At 66.3% G+C, this 20862-nt stretch carries 15 protein-coding genes and 1 pseudogene; 2 read left to right on the forward strand and 14 right to left on the reverse strand.

Annotation, left to right across the window (positions count from 1 at the left end; all coding sequences use genetic code 11):
• Position 1: 1 nt before the first annotated feature.
• A complete protein-coding gene (locus BSE24067_RS07190) occupies positions 2 to 1189 on the reverse strand; it encodes a MexX/AxyX family multidrug efflux RND transporter periplasmic adaptor subunit (protein WP_151063518.1) in 1188 nt (395 codons plus the stop codon).
• A 151-nt stretch (positions 1190 to 1340) separates the two neighbouring features.
• On the opposite strand from BSE24067_RS07190, the gene BSE24067_RS07195 reads away from it, so the two are divergent.
• Complete coding sequence (locus BSE24067_RS07195; protein WP_151063519.1) at positions 1341 to 2006, forward strand: TetR family transcriptional regulator; 666 nt, start codon at positions 1341 to 1343, stop codon at positions 2004 to 2006.
• Positions 2007 to 2329: 323 nt separating this feature from the next.
• The gene (locus tag BSE24067_RS07200; RefSeq protein WP_170297436.1) at positions 2330 to 3601 is read left to right on the forward strand and encodes a M23 family metallopeptidase; all 1272 of its coding nucleotides are present in this window, start codon (positions 2330 to 2332) and stop codon (positions 3599 to 3601) included.
• A gap of 279 nt (positions 3602 to 3880) precedes the next feature.
• On the opposite strand, the pseudogene BSE24067_RS33085 reads toward BSE24067_RS07200, so the two are convergent.
• From BSE24067_RS33085 to BSE24067_RS07265, 13 genes and pseudogenes are all read right to left on the reverse strand, one after another.
• A pseudogene (locus tag BSE24067_RS33085) lies at positions 3881 to 4300 on the reverse strand (hypothetical protein); the annotation flags it as partial.
• Positions 4200 to 4994, reverse strand: coding sequence for an amino acid ABC transporter permease (locus BSE24067_RS07210; RefSeq protein ID WP_244122181.1), 795 nt, complete (start codon positions 4992 to 4994; stop codon positions 4200 to 4202). The gene BSE24067_RS07210 and the pseudogene BSE24067_RS33085, both read right to left, overlap by 101 nt.
• Before the next feature lie 2 nt (positions 4995 to 4996).
• On the reverse strand, positions 4997 to 5719 hold the full coding sequence (locus BSE24067_RS07215) for an amino acid ABC transporter permease (RefSeq protein WP_151063522.1): 723 nt from the start codon (positions 5717 to 5719) through the stop codon (positions 4997 to 4999).
• A 112-nt stretch (positions 5720 to 5831) separates the two neighbouring features.
• A complete protein-coding gene (locus BSE24067_RS07220) occupies positions 5832 to 6647 on the reverse strand; it encodes an ABC transporter substrate-binding protein (RefSeq protein WP_151063523.1) in 816 nt (271 codons plus the stop codon).
• Positions 6648 to 7099: 452 nt separating this feature from the next.
• Positions 7100 to 8404, reverse strand: coding sequence for an MFS family transporter (locus BSE24067_RS07225; protein WP_151063524.1), 1305 nt, complete (start codon positions 8402 to 8404; stop codon positions 7100 to 7102).
• A 231-nt stretch (positions 8405 to 8635) separates the two neighbouring features.
• Positions 8636 to 10315 carry a SpoVR family protein gene (locus BSE24067_RS07230; RefSeq protein WP_151063525.1) on the reverse strand — a complete coding sequence of 560 codons (1680 nt, stop codon included), beginning with the start codon at positions 10313 to 10315 and terminating at the stop codon, positions 8636 to 8638.
• On the reverse strand, positions 10312 to 11580 hold the full coding sequence (locus tag BSE24067_RS07235; protein WP_151063526.1) for a YeaH/YhbH family protein: 1269 nt from the start codon (positions 11578 to 11580) through the stop codon (positions 10312 to 10314). Before BSE24067_RS07235 ends, BSE24067_RS07230 begins: the two co-directional genes overlap by 4 nt.
• Positions 11581 to 11705: 125 nt before the next feature.
• A complete protein-coding gene (locus BSE24067_RS07240) occupies positions 11706 to 13628 on the reverse strand; it encodes a PrkA family serine protein kinase (protein WP_059449648.1) in 1923 nt (640 codons plus the stop codon).
• Positions 13629 to 14137: 509 nt separating this feature from the next.
• Positions 14138 to 15925 carry a methyl-accepting chemotaxis protein gene (locus BSE24067_RS07245; RefSeq protein ID WP_151063585.1) on the reverse strand — a complete coding sequence of 596 codons (1788 nt, stop codon included), beginning with the start codon at positions 15923 to 15925 and terminating at the stop codon, positions 14138 to 14140.
• A gap of 268 nt (positions 15926 to 16193) precedes the next feature.
• Positions 16194 to 17123: a ribokinase gene (rbsK, locus tag BSE24067_RS07250; RefSeq protein WP_151063527.1), complete on the reverse strand. Its 930-nt coding sequence runs from the start codon at positions 17121 to 17123 to the stop codon at positions 16194 to 16196.
• A complete protein-coding gene (locus BSE24067_RS07255) occupies positions 17120 to 18151 on the reverse strand; it encodes a LacI family DNA-binding transcriptional regulator (protein WP_151063528.1) in 1032 nt (343 codons plus the stop codon). Before BSE24067_RS07255 ends, rbsK begins: the two co-directional genes overlap by 4 nt.
• Before the next feature lie 35 nt (positions 18152 to 18186).
• Positions 18187 to 19206, reverse strand: coding sequence for an ABC transporter permease (locus tag BSE24067_RS07260; protein ID WP_151063529.1), 1020 nt, complete (start codon positions 19204 to 19206; stop codon positions 18187 to 18189).
• On the reverse strand, positions 19203 to 20816 hold the full coding sequence (locus BSE24067_RS07265; protein WP_151063530.1) for a sugar ABC transporter ATP-binding protein: 1614 nt from the start codon (positions 20814 to 20816) through the stop codon (positions 19203 to 19205). Before BSE24067_RS07265 ends, BSE24067_RS07260 begins: the two co-directional genes overlap by 4 nt.
• Between the last annotated feature and the right edge of the window lie 46 nt (positions 20817 to 20862).

Genomic DNA, 20862 nt, shown 5'->3' on the forward strand with positions numbered 1-20862 from the left:
GTCAGGTTTGACGGGCGGCCGCCTGCGATGCGGGCCGGGTCGGCGCTGAGCGCTCGACGGGCTTCACGGTGGTGTCGGGCGCGAATTGCGCGGCGTCGTCGACGATCACGCGCTCGCCGCCCGCGAGGCCGCGCGTGATGCGCCAGTCGCGGCCGCTCATCTGGTCCGCGACGACCTCGACGTCCGTCACCTTGCCGTTCGCGCCCACCACGCGCACCGACGTGCGATCGGCCGTACGCAGCAGCGCATCGCGCGGCACGAGGATCGCGCGCTGGTCGACGGCCGCGTCGAGCGCGATCCGCACGTACGCGCCCGGCAGCAATTCGCGCTCGGGGTTCGGGAACAGCGCGCGCATCGCGACCGTGTCGGTGGTCGGATCGACCGCGAGATCGCTGAACAGCAGCTTGCCCTTCAGCGGATACGCGGTGCCGTCGGCGCGCAGCAGCGTCACCGTCACGTCGTGCTGTGCGATCCCCGTCGCACGCCCGCTCTTTACCGCGCGGCGCAATGCGTCGACGTCGGCCGCCGGCTGCGAGAAGTTCACGTAGATCGGATCGATCTGCTCGACCGTCGTGAGCGGCGTCGGCTGGTCCTGGCCGACGAGCGCGCCTTCGGTCACGAGCGCGCGCCGCGCGCGGCCCGAGATCGGCGCGGTGACGGTCGCATAGTCGAGCTGCAACTGCGCGCGCGCGAGCTCGGCTTTCGCGGAAGCAACGTCGGCCTTCGCCTGCGTATCGTCGGCGACGGCCTCGGTGTGATCGCGCTCGCTGACCGCGCGGTCGCGCACCAGGTCGTCGTAACGGCGGCGCTTGTCGCTCGCCGCGAGCGCAGCGGCCTGCGCCTTCGCAAGCGCGCCCTGCGCGGCGTCGCGCGCGGCCTTCAGCGGCGCGGGATCGATGCGAAACAGCACGGCGCCCTGCTTCACTTCCTGCCCTTCGTCGTAAGTGCGTGCGGTCACGATGCCCGCGACCCGCGCGCGCACTTCCGCCTGTCGATACGCGTCGAGCCTGCCGGGCAACTCGACAGTCATCGGCACGGCGGTCGGCCGCACGGTCACGACCGTCGCCTTCCGAACGGCGTCCGGCGTTTTGTCCGGTTCGCCGTTCCCGCATCCGGCCACGGCGAGCAGCGCCGCGAGCGCGAACGGCGCCAGCCGCGAGCGGCGCCACAGCGTGCGTTTGTTATTCATGTTCTGACCTCGGATCGTTCGCCGCCGATACAATGCGGCGGCTCAGGGTGGCCGATTATAATCAGTCACGTCTGATTAAATATGGGCGTTTGCAACCGACTCGTCATACTGTCTCAATAAAACGACAGCGAACTGTAAGGAAATTCACGACATGGCCCGCAAGACCCGGGAAGAATCGCTCGCCATCAAGCACCGGATCCTCGACGCCGCCGAACTCGTGCTGCTCGAAAAAGGCGTCGCGCAAACCGCGATGGCCGACCTCGCCGAGGCGGCCGGCATGTCGCGCGGCGCCGTGTACGGCCATTACCGCAACAAGATGGAAGTGTGTCTCGCGATGTGCGACCGCGCGTTCGCGCGCACGTCCGAAGGTTTCGACGCGGTCGACAGCCTGCCCGCGTTCGCGACGCTGCGCCGCGCGGCGTCGCACTACCTGCGGCAATGCGGCGAACCGGGCGCGATGCAGCGCGTGCTCGTGATCCTCTATACGAAGTGCGAGCAGAGCGAGGAGAACGGCGCATTGCTGCGGCGGCGCATGTTGCTCGAGCTGCAGATGCTGCGCATCGCGAAGGCGCTGCTGCGCCGTGCGATCGCGGCCGGCGAACTCGCGGCCGATCTCGACGTCCATCTCGCGGCGGTCTATCTCGTGTCGCTGCTCGAAGGCGTGTTCGCGTCGATGATCTGGACCAACCGGCTGCGCGGCACTTTGTGGAACGACGCGGAGGCGATGCTCGACGCCGGTTTCGACGCGGTGAGAACGTCGGCGGCGCTCCGCGCGCGTGCGCAAAAATTGCCTTGTGGACGAGACGCATCGCAATAAATGCGGATTTAACCCGATTTACCGCAGTGCGAAACGAATGAGCCGACCCTCTTTAAAATTTTTAACGTTTCGCGGAACATCGGTAGACTGACGCTGTCATCTTTCTTTAGCGTCTTCGTGATAACCGGGTTCGACCCGGCTAGATCACGCCGCCGTTCGAAGCGGGCCTGCCCGCAAGTTGGGTCGAACGGGAACGATACAGGCCCCTGGCGGGGCCTGTTTTGTTGCACGCCCGTCGCCCGCCCCCGTCGTCGCCCGACGGACGGACCGCCGACGGCTCCTGCCCACACCTCTTTGAACCGCTTTCCTGGATGTGGACACCTGTGGTCAAGCCTGCCGCAACTCCTGATACTTTCGCGCCCGGCCGCGCGCGGCGCTTCGTGCGCGCGCTCGTGCCGGCCGCCGTGCTCGGCGCTCTCGCCGCCTTCGGTCTCGCCGCCGCGCTGCCGGCCGTGTCGCAACTGCCGGGCGCCGTCGACACCGGCGCCGCCGCGCTGCCGCAGCGCGTGCTGTCCGACACGCCGTTTCCGACCGCGCAGCATTTCGTGACGAGCGAACTCGTGCGCACGCTCGGCGAACGCAACGAATTCGACGAACGCAGCAACCGCGGCGCGCAGCCCGGCCTGTTCGCGCCGCTCAGCGCCCACCGCAACGACATGCTCGGCTACACGAACCTGTTCCAGTACGCCGCGCCCGAAAATGCGCACGGGATGCGCGCGGGCGACATCGAACTCACGCTGTCCGATACGCTGAACCGCCTGGACGTGCCGCCCGAGGTGCGCATCCAGCTCGGCGATCTCGTCAGCGGCAAGGTCGCGATGCGCGCGAGTGCGCAGCGCGGCGACTACTACCGCGTCGCGTACGACACCAACAACGGCACGCCGCATCTCACCGCGGTCGAGTTGCGCGTCGCCGGCCGCACGTTCGGCGCGATCTGGTTCCGCGCGCCGGGCGCCGATCATGGCGCGTACTACACGCTCGACGGCGCGCCGCTCGAAGCGGCCGCATTCACGATGCCGGTCAAATGGACGCGCATCAGCTCGTTCTTCGGCGAGCGCATCCATCCGCTGTCGCAGGCGATGGCGTTCCATACGGGCGTCGACCTCGCCGCGCCGTCGGGCACGCCGGTCACGTCGGCGGCCGACGGCGTCGTGTCGTTCGTCGGCACCGATCCGGGCGGCTACGGCCGCTACGTGATCGTCGATCATGCGGATGGCTATTCGACCTACTACGCGCATCTCTCCGCGTATGCGCGCGGGCTGAAGGTCGGCGAAACGGTGAAGCAGGGCCAGCGCATCGGCTCGGTCGGGATGACGGGCGCGGCCACCGGCCCGCACCTGCACTTCGAAGTGCGTGTCGCGAACGATCCGGTCGATCCGCTCGTCACGCTCGCGAACGCGCAGACGGGGCTGTCCGACATGCAGCTCACCGCCTTCCGGCAGGAAGCGGCGCAATGGCGTTTCCGCCTCGCATCGATCCACACGGCGCCGTTCGCGTTCGCGCAAAGCGACGGCCCGCTGTGGGGCGACTTCGCGACCGGCCCGTCGATGCTGCGTTCGGTGTTCGATACGCATTACTCGGCGGAACGAAGCTGATTCCGACGCACGATCCAGCTTGCAGAAGAGCGTACGGTCAAAATGCTCCGCCGCTCTTCTCTACACGGTCCGTTGTTCAGCGCCTATGCGCGTGAAGTCATAGCCTGATTCGCAGCGGAATACATGGTACTTCAGCCCTCGCCATTCGAGCATCAAAAGCGTAAGCCCTTCGTTCGGCGGTAATCTCGACCAGACGGACATATGCAACATCCGGCTTGCGACGTGCACGTGTCGGAGAAGTACCTTGTCTCATTGTCTTCAGAACTGAGCAGTCACCTGAAAACCGAGCGTCACTCGCGCAGTCGGAAAACCCAGATCGACGCCGATCTGATTGAAAAAGTAGTCGCTCGACAGGAAGGTCTTCTGATTCGTGAACGCCGGGTTCGTCTCGATCACGTAGCTCGCGTTCGGCGACTGGCTCGGCCTGTACAACCCGCCCTGCGGAATCGCGAGATTGTCCAGCACCCTTTGCGCCGTCGCGCCGGCGATGATCGGCCTGACGGGCTGAACGGGCTTACTCGTCACGGTCCCGCCTTTCGCGCCTGCGCCGGAAACCTGCCCCGTTACCATACCGCCCGACGTTTTCGACACCGCGGCATTACCGTTCAGGCTTCCAAACGTCAGGCCCGGCACTTCCTGCCCGGGAAGCAGCCCGAGCGACGGAATCGACGCGTTGCCCGCCGTGTTGTTGATGCTGATTGCCCTCGACGCTCCGCTCCCTCGGCCCCCGCGACAACAACCACCGCGCCGCGCCGTCGAGCGACGTGCACAGCACCAGATAGATCACCGCGACGAACAGGAAGATCGGCGCCGGATACACCATCAGCCGGTTGTTCACCTGCGTGGCGACGAACGACAGCTCGGGTACGCCGACGATATACGCGAGCGACGTGTCCTTCACGAGCGCGACCCACTGGTTGACGAACGACGGCGTCATGATCCGGATCGCCTGCGGCAGCAGCACGTAACGCACCGTCTGCCAGCGCGTGAGGCCAAGCGACAGCCCCGCCTGCCACTGTCCGTCGCCGGCCGCGACGATGCCCGCATGTACCGCATGTGCGAGATACGCCCCGCCGATCAGCGCGAGCGCGCACACGACCGTCGCGAGCCCCGGCACGTCCATGTGCAGCAGCATCGGCATCAGGAAGTACGTCCAGAAGATCAGCATCAGCACCGGAATCGCGCGGAAGAAGCCGATGAACGCGAGCAGCAGCACGCGCGCCGGCCCGCGCGCGAGCGCCATCGCGACGCCGAGCGCCACGCCGAGCACCGCCGACGCGACGGCCGACGCGATCGCGAGCATCAGCGACAGCGCCGCCCCGCCGAGCGGGCCGTCCGGGAACGCGCCGACCAGCAGGTACGGGAGATTGGAGAACAGCAGCGAGAAATCCATCGTCAACGCCCTGCCCCGAGCCGGTCGCGCCATTGCGTAGCCGTGTACGCGCCGGCCTCGATCGCGGCCACCGCCGCGACGTACAGCACGGTCGCCACGCCGAACGCGGCGAACGTCTTGAACGTCTCCGTCTCGACCTGCCGCGACGCATACGACAGTTCGGCGACACCGATCGCCATCGCGAGCGACGAGTTCTTCACGAGATTCATGTATTGGCCGAGCAGCGGCGGCAGCGCGATACGCACGGCCTGCGGCAACACCACGTAGCGCAGCGACTGCAGCGGCGTAAGCCCGAGCGCCGCGGCCGCGTCGTGCTGTGCTCGGCGCACGCCGCGCAGCCCGGCTTCGCATTCCTCGGCGACGAACGCGGCCGTATAGGCGCTCAGTCCGACCCAGCCCGCGACGAATTCGAATGACGGCCATGCGAGCGTGAGCGGCCCCATGCCGAGTTCGTGGCGTGCGTTCAGCCATGCCGTCCATGTGTCGGGCAGCAGCGACGCGACGCCGAAATACCAGAACAGCAACTGCACGAGCAGCGGCGTATTGCGAAACGCGACGACATAACCGGCGGCCAGCGCGCGGAGCCCGCTCGCACGAGCATGCCGCGCGACGGCGAGCAGCAGCCCGCCGACGGTTGCGGCGAGCGCCGACGCGGCCGCAAGGCCGAGCGTCAGCAGGAAGCCGTGCCAAAGCCAGAACAGATATTTGGGCGCCAAGCCGAGCATGATGCGACGGTGCGGGCGCGCAATGCGCGCCACGAAGAAGGAAGCAGAAAACGCCGCGATCCGTGCGCGCCGGCACATCCGGCGGCCGATCGCGGCGCGCGCGGTGTGCGGCTCAGGTCTTGTCGCCGATGCGGAAGATGCGCGTGAGCGGCGTCTTCGTCGTCGGGCCGAACCATGCGTCGTAGATCTGCGCCGCGCGGCCGTTCGCCTCGAGCCCCTTCAGCGTGTCGTTCACGAAGCCGAGCAGCCGCGTTTCGCCCTTCGGCACGCCGACGCCCATGTAGTCGTTCGAGATCGTGAACGGCGGGATCTCGTAGTTCTGCTTGTCGGGCACGTTCGCGAGCAGGCCGATCAGTTTCGGCCCATCCTGCGTGATCGCCTGCACGTTGCCGGCGCGCAGTGCGGCGAACGCGAACGGCGTGTCGTCGTACGCGACGATCGTCGCCTTCGGGAATTTCTCGCGCAGCGTGATCTCGTTCGTCGTGCCCTTGTCGGCGCCGACGCGCAGCGTGTTCAACTGGTCCGCCGATTTCAGCACGCCCTTCTTCGCGAGAAACTGCTGGCCCGACGAGAAATACGGAATGCTGAAGTCGACCTGCTTCGCGCGCTCGTCGGTGATCGTGAAGTTCGCGAGCACGAGGTCGACCTTGCCCGACGTCAGGAACGGAATACGGTTCGCGGGGTTGGTCGGCTGCAGTTGCAGCTTCACGCCGAGCTTGTCGGCGAGCGCCTTCGCATAGTCGACGTCGAGGCCGACGATGTGATTGGTCTTGGCATCGACGTACCCGAACGGCGGATTGCTGTCGAACGTTGCGACGCGCAGCACGCCGGCCTTTTTGATGTCGTCGAGCCGGTCCGCGTGCGCGAGCGTGCCTGCGGTGACGAGCGCGGCCCCGACGAGCCACGTAACGAGAGTGTGGAATTTCATGAGCACGACCTGATTTGTTATGACGGCCGCCGCGGATCGCGCGGCGGCCTGGTTCGAGGAACATCGCGACGCAGTGTGTGTCGCCGCGAAGCCGCTAACGTAGCAGTGCGCGCGTCAATTTCGAACCAACAAATGGTGCTTTGCTCTGCGGGTTTCGTGATGACGCGTGCACGGCTCGGACACACCCTGCGCGCGCAAAAAAAGACGCCCGCTGCGAGCAGCGGGCGCGAATCCCAGTCAAGGAGGTGTCACACGAACTACGGGCTCAGAATAAAAGCATCGCCCGCGGCGAACAACGAAGCGATTTCGATATCGATATCGCGCGTCGCGCGATGAGCTTGCACGCGGCAATGCGAACGCGCCGCGCATGAAAAAAACGGCGCACCGCCTGCGTGGCGGAGCGCCGTTTCGTTGCGTGATACGAGTCTCGGGCAGCCGGGCCGCCCCGCCGATCACGGCTCGTGACGCAGATACCCTTCCTTGCTCGGATCGCGCATCCGCCACGACACGATCAGCGAGATCGCGCACAACGCGGTCACGTACCAGTAGAACGTTTCCTCGCTGCCGATCGACTTGAACCACAGCGCGACGTACTCGGCCGAACCGCCGAAGATCGCGTTCGCGACCGCGTACGACAGGCCGACGCCCATCGCCCGCACTTCGGGCGGGAACATCTCGGCCTTGATGAGGCCGCTGATCGACGTATAGAAACTGACGATCGCGAGCGCGACGGTGACGAGCACGAACGCGGCCGTCGGGCTCGTCACGGTCTTCAGTGCATGCATCAGCGGCACCGTGCCGATCACCGCGAACGCACCGAACAGGATCATCGACGTGCGGCGGCCGATCTTGTCTGACAGCGCGCCGAACACCGGCTGCATCAGCATGTAGACGAGCAGCGCGACGGTCATCACGTTGCTGGCCGTCTTCGCATGCATGCCCGCGGTGTTGACCAGATACTTCTGCATGTACGTCGTGAACGTGTAGAAGATCAGCGAGCCGCCGGCCGTGAAGCCGACCACCGTGAAGAACGCGCCCTTGTGCTGCCACACGCCGCGGATCGTGCCGGCGTCCTTCTTGTCGCGCGATGCGCTCGTCGACGTCTCGTCGAGCGATTTGCGCAGATACAGCGAGATCAGCGCGGCCGCCGCGCCGACGACGAACGGAATGCGCCAGCCCCACGCTTTCAGCTCGCCCGCCGACAGCGTCTGCTGCAGGATCACGAGCACCAGCAGCGCGCACAGCTGGCCGCCGATCAGCGTCACGTACTGGAACGACGCGAAGAAGCCGCGCCGCCCCTTCAGCGCGACTTCGCTCATGTAGGTCGCGCTGGTGCCGTATTCGCCGCCGACGGACAGCCCCTGGAACAGTCGCGCGACGAGCAGCAGCGCCGGCGCGAGCGCGCCGATCTGCGCATAGGTCGGCAGCACCGCGATCACCAGCGAGCCGCCGCACATCATCAGCACCGAGATCATCATCGCCGTGCGCCGGCCGTGGCGGTCGGCGATGCGGCCGAACAGCCAGCCGCCGATCGGACGCATCAGGAAGCCGGCCGCGAACACGCCGGCCGTGTTCAGCAGTTGCGTCGTCGTGTTGCCGCTCGGGAAGAATGCCGGCGCGAAGTACAGCGCGCAGAACGAGTAGATGTAGAAGTCGAACCACTCGACGAGGTTGCCCGACGAGGCGCCGACGATGGCGAACACGCGCCGCCGGGTGTCATGCGCGGACAGCGCAGCTTGGTCGCTCTGGACGTCCATGGGTTGGTCTGTTCCTTTTAGTGCTTTCTGGGCGAGACGGCTGGGGGGCCGCCGCGTGCGGTCGCACGTGGCACCGGTTCCGGCGCACGGCGCTACGGGATTTTAGCGAAATGTAAAGTAACGGGCGCTCCGGGTTCGTCCCGATGTAGAAAAATCTTCTCCCGCCGTGCGTTCATCATATGAAAACGCCAGCGCTGAGGCTGGCGTGTCATGCAAGCTGTTCTCCGGCGATCACACCCGCACCTCCGGCGGCACGTATCGGCACTCGTAGCGCTTGCGCACGGTCCCGGCCTCGTCGACGCTTTCGAGGAACACGTCGAACTGCCAGAGCCGCGCCATGTGCTTGAGCACTTCCTCGCTGTCGTTCGACAGATGGCGGTTGTCGGTCATGAAGTGGCGCAGCGTGAGACTGCGGTCGCCGCGCGTGTTCACGGCCCAGACCTGGATGTTCGGCTCGCGATGATGGATGTCGTACTGCCGCGACAGTGCCTGCCGCACGTACTGATAGCCGGATTCGTCGTGGATCGCCGACACCTCGAGCGAATCGCGCATGTCGTCGTCGAGCACCGAGAACAGCCGCATCTCGCGGATCAGGTTCGGCGACAGATACTGCGCGATGAAGCTCTCGTCCTTGAAATTGCGCATCGCGTAGTGCATCGCCGGCAGCCACGGCGTGCCCGCGATCTCCGGAAACCACTTGTAGTCCTCTTCCGTCGGCGCTTCGCAGATCCGGCGGATGTCGCTCATCATCGAGAAGCCGAGCGCATACGGGTTGATCCCGCTGTAATACGGCTTCGTCACGGGCGGCTGGTAGACCACGTTGCTGTGCGAATGCAGGAACTCCATCATGAAGCCGTCTTCCAGCTTGCCCTGGTTGTACAGCGTATTGAGCAGCGTGTAGTGCCAGAACGTCGCCCAGCCTTCGTTCATCACCTGCGTCTGCCGCTGCGGATAGAAGTACTGGCCGATCTTGCGCACGATGCGGATCACTTCGCGCTCCCACGGCTCGAGCAGCGGCGCATTCTTTTCCGCGAAATACAGCAGGTTTTCCTGCGGCTCCGGCGGGTAGCGTTCCTCCTGCTCTTCCATCTGCTCGGGCTTGCGGCCCGGCAGCGTGCGCCACAGCTCGTTGACCTGCGACTGCAGATACGCCTCGCGCTCGCGCCGCAGCGCCGCCTCCTTCGACAGCGAAGGCTTCTGCGGCCGCTTGTAGCGGTCGACACCGTAGTTCATCAGCGCATGGCACGAATCGAGCAGTTCCTCGACGCGATCGAGGCCATAACGCTCCTCGCATTCGGCGACGTAGTTCTTCGCGTACACGAGATAATCGATGATCGCGTGCGCGTCGGTCCACAGCCTGAACAGGTAGTTGCCCTTGAAGAAGGAATTGTGTCCGTACGCCGCGTGCGCGATCACCAGCGCCTGCATCGTCATCGTGTTCTCTTCCATCAGATACGCGATGCATGGATTCGAGTTGATGACGATCTCGTACGCGAGACCCATCTGGCCACGACGATAGCTTTTCTCGGTCGCGAGGAAGTGCTTGCCGAACGACCAGTGGCGATAGTTGACCGGCATCCCGACCGACGCGTACGCATCCATCATCTGCTCGGCGCTGATCAGCTCGAGCTGGATCGGATAGATGTCGAGTTCGTATTGCTCGGCGACCTGCGAGATGTGCGTGTCGTATTCCTCGAGCAACTCGAACGTCCAGTCGGACGGGCACGGCAACGGCTTGCGTTCGGCAACGTTCATACGCGCTTCCTTTTGCCCGGCAGCGGGCAAATCGGCGGCCGGCGGCGCCGGTTCGGCTCCGCCGCGTTGCTGCGATGCGGCAGTGCCGGACGTGTCGTCGCCGGAAGGGCGCGGCGCGTAGCCGCGCGACTCGTTGTGCAGATGGCGGGTCGTCATGACATTTCCACCTGCTTTTCGAACAATTCGCGAAACACCGGGTAAATATCGGCAGCCGATTCGACTTTCTTCATCGCCAGATGCGGTTGCGACAGCGCGAGCTGCGCGTATTCCAGCCACAGGTTCTGCTCTTCCGGCGCGACCTGGATGTACGCGAAGTAGCGCGTCTTGGTGAGGATATCCTCTTCCAGGATTTTGCGACACTTCGGCGAATCGTCAGTCCAGTTGTCGCCATCGGACGCCTGCGCGCCGTAGATGTTCCACTCGGTCGGCGAGTAGCGCTCGTTCATCACCTTGCGCATCAGTTCGAGTGCGCTCGACACGACGGTGCCGCCGCTTTCGGTCGAATGGAAGAACGTGTCCTCGTCGACTTCCTCCGCACGCGTATGGTGCCGGATGAACACGACCTCGATACGCTCGTAGTTGCGCTTCAGGAACAGGTACAACAGGATGAAGAAGCGCTTCGCGAGATCCTTGCGCTGCTCGTCCATCGAGCCCGACACGTCCATCAGGCAGAACATCACGGCCTGGCTCGACGGCTGCGGCTGCTTCACGCGGTTGATGTAGCGCAGGTCGAACGGGTCGATGAACGGGATCCGCCAGATGCGCCCCTTCAGGTGATGGATCTCGGCCTCGAGCGTCGCGATTTCCGCGCGACGGTCTTCCGTGTCGTTCTTCAGCGCGTCGAGCTGCGCCTCGAGTTCGCGCAATTCGTTGACGAGCGGCGAGCCGAGCGCGATGCGCCGGCCGAGCGCGCTTCTGAGCGAGCGCACGACGTCGATGTTGTTCGGCGTGCCTTCCGCCGACCAGCCCGCGCGCACGTTCTTCCAGCTCGGCACCGTCAGCAGGTGCGTCTTCACGAGGCGCGGCAGTTCGAGATCGTCGAAGAAGTACTGCATGAATTCGTCGCGCGACAGCTCGAACACGAAGTCGTCCTGCCCTTCGCCCTCGTTGCTCGCCTGACTGCCGCCGCCGCCCGAGCCGCCCTGCGGACGCGGAATCTTGTCGCCGCGCACGTAGTCCTCGTTGCCGGGATGCACGTATTCGCGACGCCCGCCCGGCGCGTGCCGGAAGTTCGGCTCCGCGATGTCCTTGCGCGGGATCGTGATGCTTTGCGTGCTCTGGATGTCCTTGATGCTACGGTCGCGCACCGCGTCGGAAACGGCACGACGAATGTAGTTCTTGACGCGACGCAGAAAGCGTTCGCGGTTGGCGATGCTCTTGTTCTTGCCGGCCAGCCTGCGGTCGATGATTTGATGAAGCACTCCCGGTCTCCCGCTCGAAAGTCGATATGCCGGGACGCTCGCCGCACATGCCGTCTGCCGTCATGCGGGCGGCGTCTCTGAAGTTGCCCGTGCGGACGAACCGCACGGGCGCGGTACCACGCGCGTCATGACGACTTGCGCACGCGCAGGTACCAGTCGCAAAGCAGCCTCACCTGCTTCGGCGTATAGCCCTTCGCGACCATCCGGTTCACAAAGTCCTCATGCTTGCGCTGCTCCTCCGCCGAGCCCTTCGCGTTGAACGAAATGACCGGCAACAGTTCCTCGGTATTCGAGAACATCTTCTTCTCGATCACGACCCGCAACTTCTCGTAGCTCGTCCACACCGGGTTCTTGCCGGCATTCGCGGCCCGCGCGCGCAGCACGAAGTTGACGATCTCGTTGCGGAAATCCTTCGGATTGCTGATCCCGGCCGGCTTCTCGATCTTCTCCAGCTCCGCGTTCAGCGCGGCGCGGTCGAAGCTCTCGCCGGTGTCGTGATCGCGGAATTCCTGGTCCTGGATCCAGAAGTCCGCATACGTGACGTAGCGATCGAAGATGTTCTGCCCATATTCGGAATACGACTCGAGATACGCGGTCTGGATCTCCTTGCCGATGAATTCCGCGTAGCGCGACGCGAGCACGTCCTTCACGAACGACAGGTACTTCTGTTCGGTTTCCGGCGGGAACTGCTCGCGTTCGATCTGCTGCTCGAGCACGTACATCAGATGCACGGGGTTCGCCGCGACCTCGCTCGTGTCGAAGTTGAACACGCGCGACAGGATCTTGAACGCGAAGCGCGTCGATACGCCGGTCATCCCTTCGTCCACGCCCGCGTAGTCGCGATACTCCTGGTACGACTTCGCCTTCGGATCGGTGTCCTTCAGGTTCTCGCCGTCGTACACCTGCATCTTCGAGAACAGGCTCGAATTCTCCGGCTCGTGCAGGCGCGACAGCACCGAGAACTGCGACATCATCTTCAGCGTGCCCGGCGCGCACACGGCTTCGGCGAGCGATGAATTGCGGATCAGCTTCTCGTAGATCTTGATCTCTTCCGACACGCGCAGGCAGTACGGCACCTTCACGACGAAGATCCGGTCGAGCAGTGCCTCGTTGTTGCGATTGTTGCGGAATGCCTTCCACTCCGACTCGTTCGAGTGCGCGAGGATCACGCCGTCGAACGGAATCGCGCCGAATCCTTCGGTGCCCTTGAAGTTGCCTTCCTGCGTGGCAGTCAGCAGCGGGTGCAGCACCTTGATCGGCGCCTTGAACATTTCGACGAATTCGAGCAGGCCCTGGTTGGCGAGGCACAGGCCGCCCGAGTAGCTGTATGCGTCGGCATCGTCCTGCGCGTACTGCTCGAGCTTGCGGATGTCGACCTTGCCGACGAGCGACGAGATGTCCTGATTATTCTCGTCGCCCGGCTCCGTCTTCGCGATGCCGATCTGCCGCAGGATCGACGGATAGCGGCGCACCACGCGGAACTGGCGGATGTCGCCGTTGTATTCGTGCAGGCGCTTGACCGCCCATGGACTCAGGATGCTCTTCAGGTAACGGCGCGGAATGCCGTACTGCTCTTCGAGAATCGGGCCGTCTTCGTCGTAGTCGAACAGACCGAGCGGCGATTCGTTGACGGGCGAACCCTTCAGTGCATAGAACGGCACGCGCTCCATCAACTGCTTCAGGCGTTCGGCGATCGACGACTTGCCGCCGCCGACCGGGCCGAGCAGGTAGAGGATCTGCTTCTTCTCTTCGAGCCCTTGCGCAGCGTGGCGGAAGTACGCGACCACCTGCTCGATCACTTCCTCCATTCCGTAGAACTCACGGAACGCGGGATAAACCTTGATGACCTTGTTCGCGAAGATCCGCGACAGGCGCGGGTCGTTGCGGGTATCGATTTGTTCGGGTTCCCCGATTGCAGCCAGCATGCGTTCGCCTGCCGTGGCGTACGCTGACGGATCGTTCTTGCAGAGCGCGAGATACTCCTCCAGCGAGAACTCTTCCTCTCGCGTTTTTTCGAAGCGGTTCGCGAAGCTGCTGTAAATATCCATGCTACCTCCCTCGCCTGAGTCTGAAGACGTGCCTGCCTTCGTACGACTGCGCAGAAGCAAGCGCGTTCGAATTCATCCTAAACCCTTTCTTATTTTTTTTCACGAACTCTTCGTATGAAGTTCGTCATTCTCGACAACACCGGTTGGACAACGCATTTCGACGCTTTACAATTGTCGTCCCGAGCCGCAGAAACTGCATCCGCCGCGTCTCGTCGAGCATCGAATCGTCTCGTGCGTTGGACACCTCCGGCGTCGTCGCCCGCCGTTCTTCCCCCTCTGCATCCCTATACGTTCGAGCGGTCGTGCGCGATGACGCCGCACGTGCACCGTTACAACTTTTTTTCGCATTTTTCACGGTCGCCGTTCGCGCGAATGCGCAGACGAACGCGCGGCGATGCACGATCGTGTTCGCGCGGCTGTCACATTCGGCCGGCCGCGAAAACGCCGACGCCCGCATGCCGCGGGCGTCGAGCGCTACCAAATGGGGATAGATGCGCGACCTGCGCGTATCAGAACGTCTCCCAATCGTCGCCGCCAGCGGCAGCCGCAACCGCCGCCTGTGCAGGCGCGGCGGACGCGGCCGAGGGTTTGCGAGCAGACGTAGCAATTGCCGTGCGCTTGACCGGTCCATCGCGCACGTCCCGATCGTCGCGCGCAGCCGCGGGTGCGGACGCGGCCACCGGTGCGGCCGTCGCGCGCGGCTTTTGACGCACCGCAACGGCGGCGGTCGCGGCCGCCGCCGGCCGCGCGGCATCGTCGTCGATCCGGAACACCGACGCGGTGTCGCGCAGGCGCGCCGCCTGTTCGTCGAGCGATTGCGCGGCAGCCGCCGCTTCCTCGACGAGCGCGGCGTTCTGCTGCGTGACTTCGTCCATTTGCGCGACCGCGCGCGCGACCTGCTCGATGCCGCCGCTCTGCTCCTCGGACGCCGCCGCGATCTCGCCCATGATGTCGGTCACGCGCTGCACCGCGCTGATTACGTCGCTCATCGTGCGCCCGGCTTCGTCGACCAGCGTCGAGCCCGTGCGAATGCGCTCCACCGACGCGTCGATCAGCGCCTTGATCTCCTTGGCCGCGCTCGACGAGCGCTGCGCAAGGCTGCGCACCTCGCCCGCGACGACCGCGAAACCGCGCCCTTCCTCGCCGGCACGCGCGGCTTCGACGGCCGCGTTCAGCGCCAGGATGTTGGTCTGGAACGCGATTCCCTCGATGATCGCGATGATGTCCGCGATCTTCGCCGAGCTGTCGTTGATCTCGCCCATCGTGCCGACCACCTGGCCGACCACCGTATTGCCCTTGTTTGCAATTTCCGACGCATTCGCGGCCAGCGAGCTTGCCTGCCGCGCGTTGTCCGCGTTCTGCTTCACGGTGCCGGTCAGTTGCTCCATGCTCGACGCGGTTTCCTGCAGCGCCGACGCCTGTTCCTCCGTCCGCGACGACAGGTCGATGTTGCCGGCGGCGATCTGCCGCGCCGCGGTCGCGATCGACTCGCTGCCGCCTCGCACCGTGCGCACCGTATCGACGAGCCCGCGCTGCATCCTCGCCAGACCGTCGAGGAGCTGCCCCATTTCGTCGCGGCGCTGGACGACGATCGCGCGGCGCAGGTCGCCCGCGGCGATCGCGTCGAAATGCGCGAGCGCTTCCGCGATCGGGCGGCCGATCGCGCGGGTAAGCGCGAGCCACGACAGCGCGGCGGCGACGAAGCCGGCCGCCAGCGCGGCGATCGACACCGCGCGCAGCGTTTCATACACCGATTCCGCATGATCGAAGCCCGTCTGCGCAGCGCTGAACTGGAACGTGCGCAGCGTCTCGCTCGCGGTCGAGAGTTCGGTGTACAGCGCCTGGAGCTGCTTCGCGCCTTCGCCGACCCGGTCGTGGTCGCCCGCCGTGACGAGGCTCGCGAACGCGTCGCAGCCGCGCTGCAGCGCCTGCCGCTTCGCCGCGACGTCCTGCGCGAGCCGGTCTTCTTCGGGGCTCCGCGGCAACGCGAGGTATTTCTGCCACCACGCGTCGGACTGCGCGCGCATCGCGCGGCTTCGCTCGACCGCGGCCGCGGAGTCGGGCGTACCGGCCAGCAGCGCCGCGCGATCGAGCGCCAGGCGCTCCCGCGCCGCGTACATCTCCGCTACCGCCACGTTGACCGCACTCGGCATCTCGTTCGTGAAGATGTCGCGCGTCGAATCGTTCGCCTTCGTCATCCCGTAAAGGCCGAGGACGCTGATCACCGCCAGCAGCACCGCGAGAAACGCCATCGTCAGACCGATGCGCGCACGTATGGTCAGGTTTCGGATCACCATCATTGTTCCTGTGTTGCGTCGTCAGGGACGGGCGAGGCCCGTTTTTCGAAACAGTGTTTCGCTCTGACTCATTTACGACCGTCCGCCGCACAACTTGATGGTATTGATACCAATTTTCCAATCAATTCATTAGTTCATTACATATTCTTGAATGATGGGGACGATACGACGCACGCCTGCGCCGCGGGAACGCCGCGCAGACATCGGCATCGGGCAATCGGGAAGAAACGGCCGGCCGCAGGCGCCGGCCGAGACGGACGGTCCAGCCCTATTCGGCCAGTTCCGCGAGGGTGGGAATCGACGGCTGCGCGCCCGCGCGGGTGACGGAGAGCGCCGCCGCGCGTTGCGCGAAGCGGATCGCGGGGTCGACGTCGTCGCCGGCCGCAAGCCGTGCGGCGAAGCCGCCGATGAAGGTGTCGCCGGCCGCGGTCGTGTCGAGTGCCTGCACGACGGGCGCCGGATAGTGGCGCGCCGCGCCGTCGGCCGTCAGCGCGAGCACGCCGCGCGCGCCGAGCGTAATCAGCACGTTGCGCGCGCCGGCCGCGTGCAGCGCGCGTGCGGCTGCTTCCGCATCGGCCGGATCGCGCACCGGCAGCCCGGTCAGCGCGGCCGCCTCGACTTCGTTCGGAATCAGGTAATCGACGAGCGGCAGCCAACCGTCCGGCAGCGGCGCGACGGCCGGCGCCGGATTGAGCACCACGGTGCGGCCGAGCCGCCGGCCGGCCGACAGCGCCGCATATACCGCATCCGGCGGCGTCTCGAGTTGGCAGATCAGCACGTCGGTCGCGGCCAGCGTGGCTTCGTGCCGCGCCACCGTATCGGGCGTGACTTCGCCGTTGCCGCCCGCGACGATCACGATCGTGTTCTGGCTCGCATCGTCGACGACGATCAGCGCGACGCCGGTCGATGCGGCCGCGCTCGTCGCGAGCCCCGCGCAATCGATCCCCTCCGCTTCGAGGCCGGCCCGCAGCGCGGCGCCGTGCGCATCCGCGCCGACGCACCCGATCATCGCGACCTGCGCGCCCAAGCGCGCGGCCGCGACGGCCTGGTTGCCGCCCTTGCCGCCCGCCGCCTGCGCATACGCATGGCCGGCGAGCGTTTCGCCCGGCAACGGCAGGCGCGGCGCGCGCACGACGAGATCCATGTTGAGGCTGCCGACCACCGTCACGCGGCCGGCGCCTGCGCGGCGCGCGCTCATGCGCGATCGCCCGGCGCGGCCGGCTCGCGGTAGATTGCCGTCGATTCGCGCAGCACGAGGCGCGGCGACACGACGCGACGCCGGCTCGGCGCAGCCGACGAACCGCCGCCGATCCGCTCGATCAGCGTCTGCGCGGCCATTTCGCCGAGCGCGCGCACCGACTGGCCGACCGTCGACAGCGCCGGATACGTGTAGCGGGAGAATTCGATGTCGTCGAAGCCGATGATCGAGCAGTCGTCCGGCACGCGCAGCCCGCGCTCGGCCGCCGCGCGCAACGCGCCGACGCCCATCAGGTCGTTGCCCGCGAAAATCGCGCTCGGGCGCACCGACTCGAACAGCCGCGACGCCGCGTGATAGCCGCCGAGGCACGAAAAATCGCTCTCCGCGATCGCGCCGGACACGATGTCGATCCCGCGCTCGGCCATCGCGCGGATGAAGCCGTGTACGCGCATCGCACTGACGGCCGTGTCGGTCGGCCCGGTGATGCAACCGATCTTCGCGTGCCCGAGTTCAAGCAGGTGACGCGTCGCGAGGTACGCGCCGCGCTCGTGGTCGATCTGCACGAGGTCAGCCGCGAGCCCCTCGATGTTGCGGTCGACGACGACGAGCGGCGCGTGCGCGTCGGCGAGCGTCCGCGCGAGCACGGCATCCTCGCCGGCCGACGCGACGATCAGCCCGTCGATGCGCTTTTCCTGCAGCACGCGCAGGTAGTTGCGCTGCTTCACGGGATCGTCGTCCGAGTTGCAAAAGAACACGCAATAGCCGTTCGCCGCGCACTGGTCCTCGATACCGCGCGCAAGCTCCGCGAAGTACGGATTCGTGCTGTTCGGCACGACGAGGCCGATGGTCGCCGTCGCGCGCGCCTTCAGCGAGCGCGCCACCGCCGATGGCACGTAGTTCAGCTCGCGGATCGCGCCCTCGACCTTCGCACGCACGTCCGCGGACACCGGCCGCGAATTGTTCACCACGTGCGAGACGGTCGTAAACGACACGCCCGCCATGGCCGCCACATCCTTGATCGTCGCCATTTCCCGTTTCTCTCTGGTCTGCTTTCTGTGTAGTTCTACCGGGCGCGCGCGCGCCGGCTGCGATACGTATCGAGCACGACCGCCACCACGATCACCGCCCCGGTGATGATCCGTTTGGTCGGCTCGTTCGCGCCGATCTGCGCGAGCCCGGCGGCCAGCACCGAGATGATCAACACGCCGAAGAACGTGCTGATCACCGAGCCGCGCCCTCCCATCAGGCTCGTGCCGCCGATCACGACAGCTGCGATCACCTGCAGTTCGAGGCCTGCGCCCGCATTCGGGTCGGCGGCCTCGAGCCGCGAGATCTGGAACAGCGATGCGAGCCCCGCGAGCGCGCCCATCAATGCGAATACGAGGATTTTATACGGCCTCGGGTTAACCCCGGCAAGCCGGACCGCTTCCTCGTTCGTGCCGATCCCGACCAGATAGCGCCCGAACACGGTGCGCGTCAGCACGAACTGCGCGGCGATCATCACCACGACCGCGATCAGGAACGCCGGCGAGATGCCGAGCGCGATCGGGTTCGACAGGAAATCGAACGCGTCGCCGATGTAGGCCGTGCGCGAATTCGTCAGCTGATACGCGACACCGCGCGCCGCCTCCAGCACGCCGAGCGACACGATGAACGACGGGATCCGCCAGCCGACCGTGATCGCGCCCGTCAGCGAGCCCGTCGCGGTCGCGACCGCGATCCCGATCAGCGCGGCCGGCAGCGGCGCCCACTGCCATTTCAGCGCGGCCACGCTGACCATCGACGCGGCCAGCGCGAGCACCGAGCCCACCGACAGGTCGATGCCGGCAATGATGAGCACGAACGTCATCCCGACCGACATCACGACGAGATCGGGGATCTGGTTCGCGATCGTACTGAACGTATCGTAGGTCAGGAAATGCGAGCTCAGCGCCGAAAACAGCGCGATCATCGCGACGAGCGCGCCGGCGAGCCCGAGGTAGTTCGACACGCCGAGCCGCGTGCCGGACAGCGTGCGCGCACGGCGGCCGGTCACGTCCTGCTGCGCGCCGGCGTCGCTCGGGGATACGGGAGGCTGGGTCATTGCTGGGGTCCTGTCGTCGAAGTGCCGGAAGCCGCGCGCGGCGCCGCTCCCGTATCCGGATGCCGCGCGCCTTCCGGCAGCGCGTCGCGGCCGAAGCCGGCGAACGCTGCGGCCAGCAGCGCATCCTGGGTCCAGTTGCCGCGTTCGAACACGGCGGTCATGCGGCCGGCCGACATCACGCCGATCCGGTCGCAAATCAGCATCAGCTCGCGCAGGTCGCTCGATACGACGACCAGCGCGCGGCCTTCGCGCGCGAGCGCGCCCATCAGCGTGTAGATCTCGAACTTCGCGCCGACGTCGATTCCGCGGGTCGGCTCGTCGAACAGCAGCACGCCCATGTCGCGTGCGAGCCAGCGGCCGATCACGACCTTCTGCTGGTTGCCGCCCGACAGTTCTCCGACGGCCTGCGCGGCGCCGTGCGTGCGAATCCGCAACGCGTCGATCTGCCGCTCGGCGAGCGCCGTCTCGCGCGCCGTGTCGACGATCCCGCCGCGCGCGAGCCGGTCGAGCTGGCCGAGCGACACGTTCGACGTGACCGACTGCGTCAGCAGCAGCCCCTCGCCCTTGCGATCCTCGGTGATCAGCGCGATCCCGTGCTTCACCGCGTCGACCGGCGAGTCGATGCGCGCCGGCTTCGGCGGATCGCCGACCGCGATCACGCCCGCATCCGGCGTATCGGCGCCGTAGATCAGCCGCAGCAATTCGGTGCGCCCCGCGCCGATCAACCCCGAGATGCCGAAGATCTCGCCGGCGCGCACTTCGAGCGACACGTCCCGCACCGCCGTGCCGCGCGTCATGCCGGACACGACGAGCCGCGGCGCGCCGATCCGGCGCGCGCCGAGATCGATGTGCTCGCCGATCTCGCGCCCGACCATCAGCGTGACGAGCCCGTCCGACGTCGTCGCGGCCATGTCGCCGACGTGCACGAGCCGGCCGTCGCGCAGCACCGCGACGCGCTCGGCCACACGCGCAAGTTCCTCGAGCCGGTGCGAGATATAGACGATCGCGACGCCGCGCGCCTTCAGCCGGTCGATCTGCTCGAACAGCAGCTCGACCTCGCGGGCTGTCAGCATCGCGGTCGGCTCGTCGAGAATCAGCACACGGCAGTCGCCGATCAGGTTGCGCGCGATCTCGACCATCTGCTGGTGGCCGATGCCGAGCGCGCCGACCGGCGTATCGGGATCGACTGCGTCGAGCCCGACCTGAGCCATCGCGGCGCGCGCGTCGTCACGCAGCCGCGCGCGGTCGATGATGCCGAAGCGGCGCGGCAGACGGTTCAGAAACAGGTTCTCGGCGACGGTCAGCGTCGGCAGCAGGTTCAGCTCCTGCATCACCATGCGCACGCCGAGCGCCTCGGCCTGCGTGCGGCTCGCCGGTGCATACGCGGCGCCGCCGAGCTGCATCGTGCCGGCCGTCGGATCGACGAGCCCGCCGATGATCTTCGACAGCGTGCTCTTGCCCGCGCCGTTCTCGCCGGTGAGCGCGAGCGCTTCGCCGGGTGCGAGCGTCAGCGTGACGTCGGCAAGCACAGGTTCGGCATAGGTCTTGCCGATGCCGGAGACGGACAGTACGGGAACGGCAGAACGGGAGGGTTGGAAGGTCGGTTCCATCGCGATCCTGGTTGCGGCCGCGCGCGGCGCGCGGGTATGACGCTCA

The organism is Burkholderia latens, from assembly GCF_902499045.1.
Classification (GTDB): Bacteria; Pseudomonadota; Gammaproteobacteria; order Burkholderiales; family Burkholderiaceae; genus Burkholderia; species Burkholderia latens.

What these genes read in the sequence shown, in the direction of transcription:
- BSE24067_RS07190 (WP_151063518.1), bottom strand. Translation starts at nt 1,189, where the DNA reads ATGAATAACAAACGCACGCTGTGGCGCCGCTCGCGGCTGGCGCCGTTC.
- BSE24067_RS07195 (WP_151063519.1), top strand. Translation starts at nt 1,341, where the DNA reads ATGGCCCGCAAGACCCGGGAAGAATCGCTCGCCATCAAGCACCGGATC.
- BSE24067_RS07210 (WP_244122181.1), bottom strand. Translation starts at nt 4,994, where the DNA reads ATGGATTTCTCGCTGCTGTTCTCCAATCTCCCGTACCTGCTGGTCGGC.
- BSE24067_RS07215 (WP_151063522.1), bottom strand. Translation starts at nt 5,719, where the DNA reads ATGCTCGGCTTGGCGCCCAAATATCTGTTCTGGCTTTGGCACGGCTTC.
- BSE24067_RS07220 (WP_151063523.1), bottom strand. Translation starts at nt 6,647, where the DNA reads ATGAAATTCCACACTCTCGTTACGTGGCTCGTCGGGGCCGCGCTCGTC.
- BSE24067_RS07225 (WP_151063524.1), bottom strand. Translation starts at nt 8,404, where the DNA reads ATGGACGTCCAGAGCGACCAAGCTGCGCTGTCCGCGCATGACACCCGG.
- BSE24067_RS07230 (WP_151063525.1), bottom strand. Translation starts at nt 10,315, where the DNA reads ATGACGACCCGCCATCTGCACAACGAGTCGCGCGGCTACGCGCCGCGC.
- BSE24067_RS07240 (WP_059449648.1), bottom strand. Translation starts at nt 13,628, where the DNA reads ATGGATATTTACAGCAGCTTCGCGAACCGCTTCGAAAAAACGCGAGAG.
- BSE24067_RS07245 (WP_151063585.1), bottom strand. Translation starts at nt 15,925, where the DNA reads ATGGTGATCCGAAACCTGACCATACGTGCGCGCATCGGTCTGACGATG.
- rbsK (WP_151063527.1), bottom strand. Translation starts at nt 17,123, where the DNA reads ATGAGCGCGCGCCGCGCAGGCGCCGGCCGCGTGACGGTGGTCGGCAGC.
- BSE24067_RS07255 (WP_151063528.1), bottom strand. Translation starts at nt 18,151, where the DNA reads ATGGCGACGATCAAGGATGTGGCGGCCATGGCGGGCGTGTCGTTTACG.
- BSE24067_RS07260 (WP_151063529.1), bottom strand. Translation starts at nt 19,206, where the DNA reads ATGACCCAGCCTCCCGTATCCCCGAGCGACGCCGGCGCGCAGCAGGAC.
- BSE24067_RS07265 (WP_151063530.1), bottom strand. Translation starts at nt 20,816, where the DNA reads ATGGAACCGACCTTCCAACCCTCCCGTTCTGCCGTTCCCGTACTGTCC.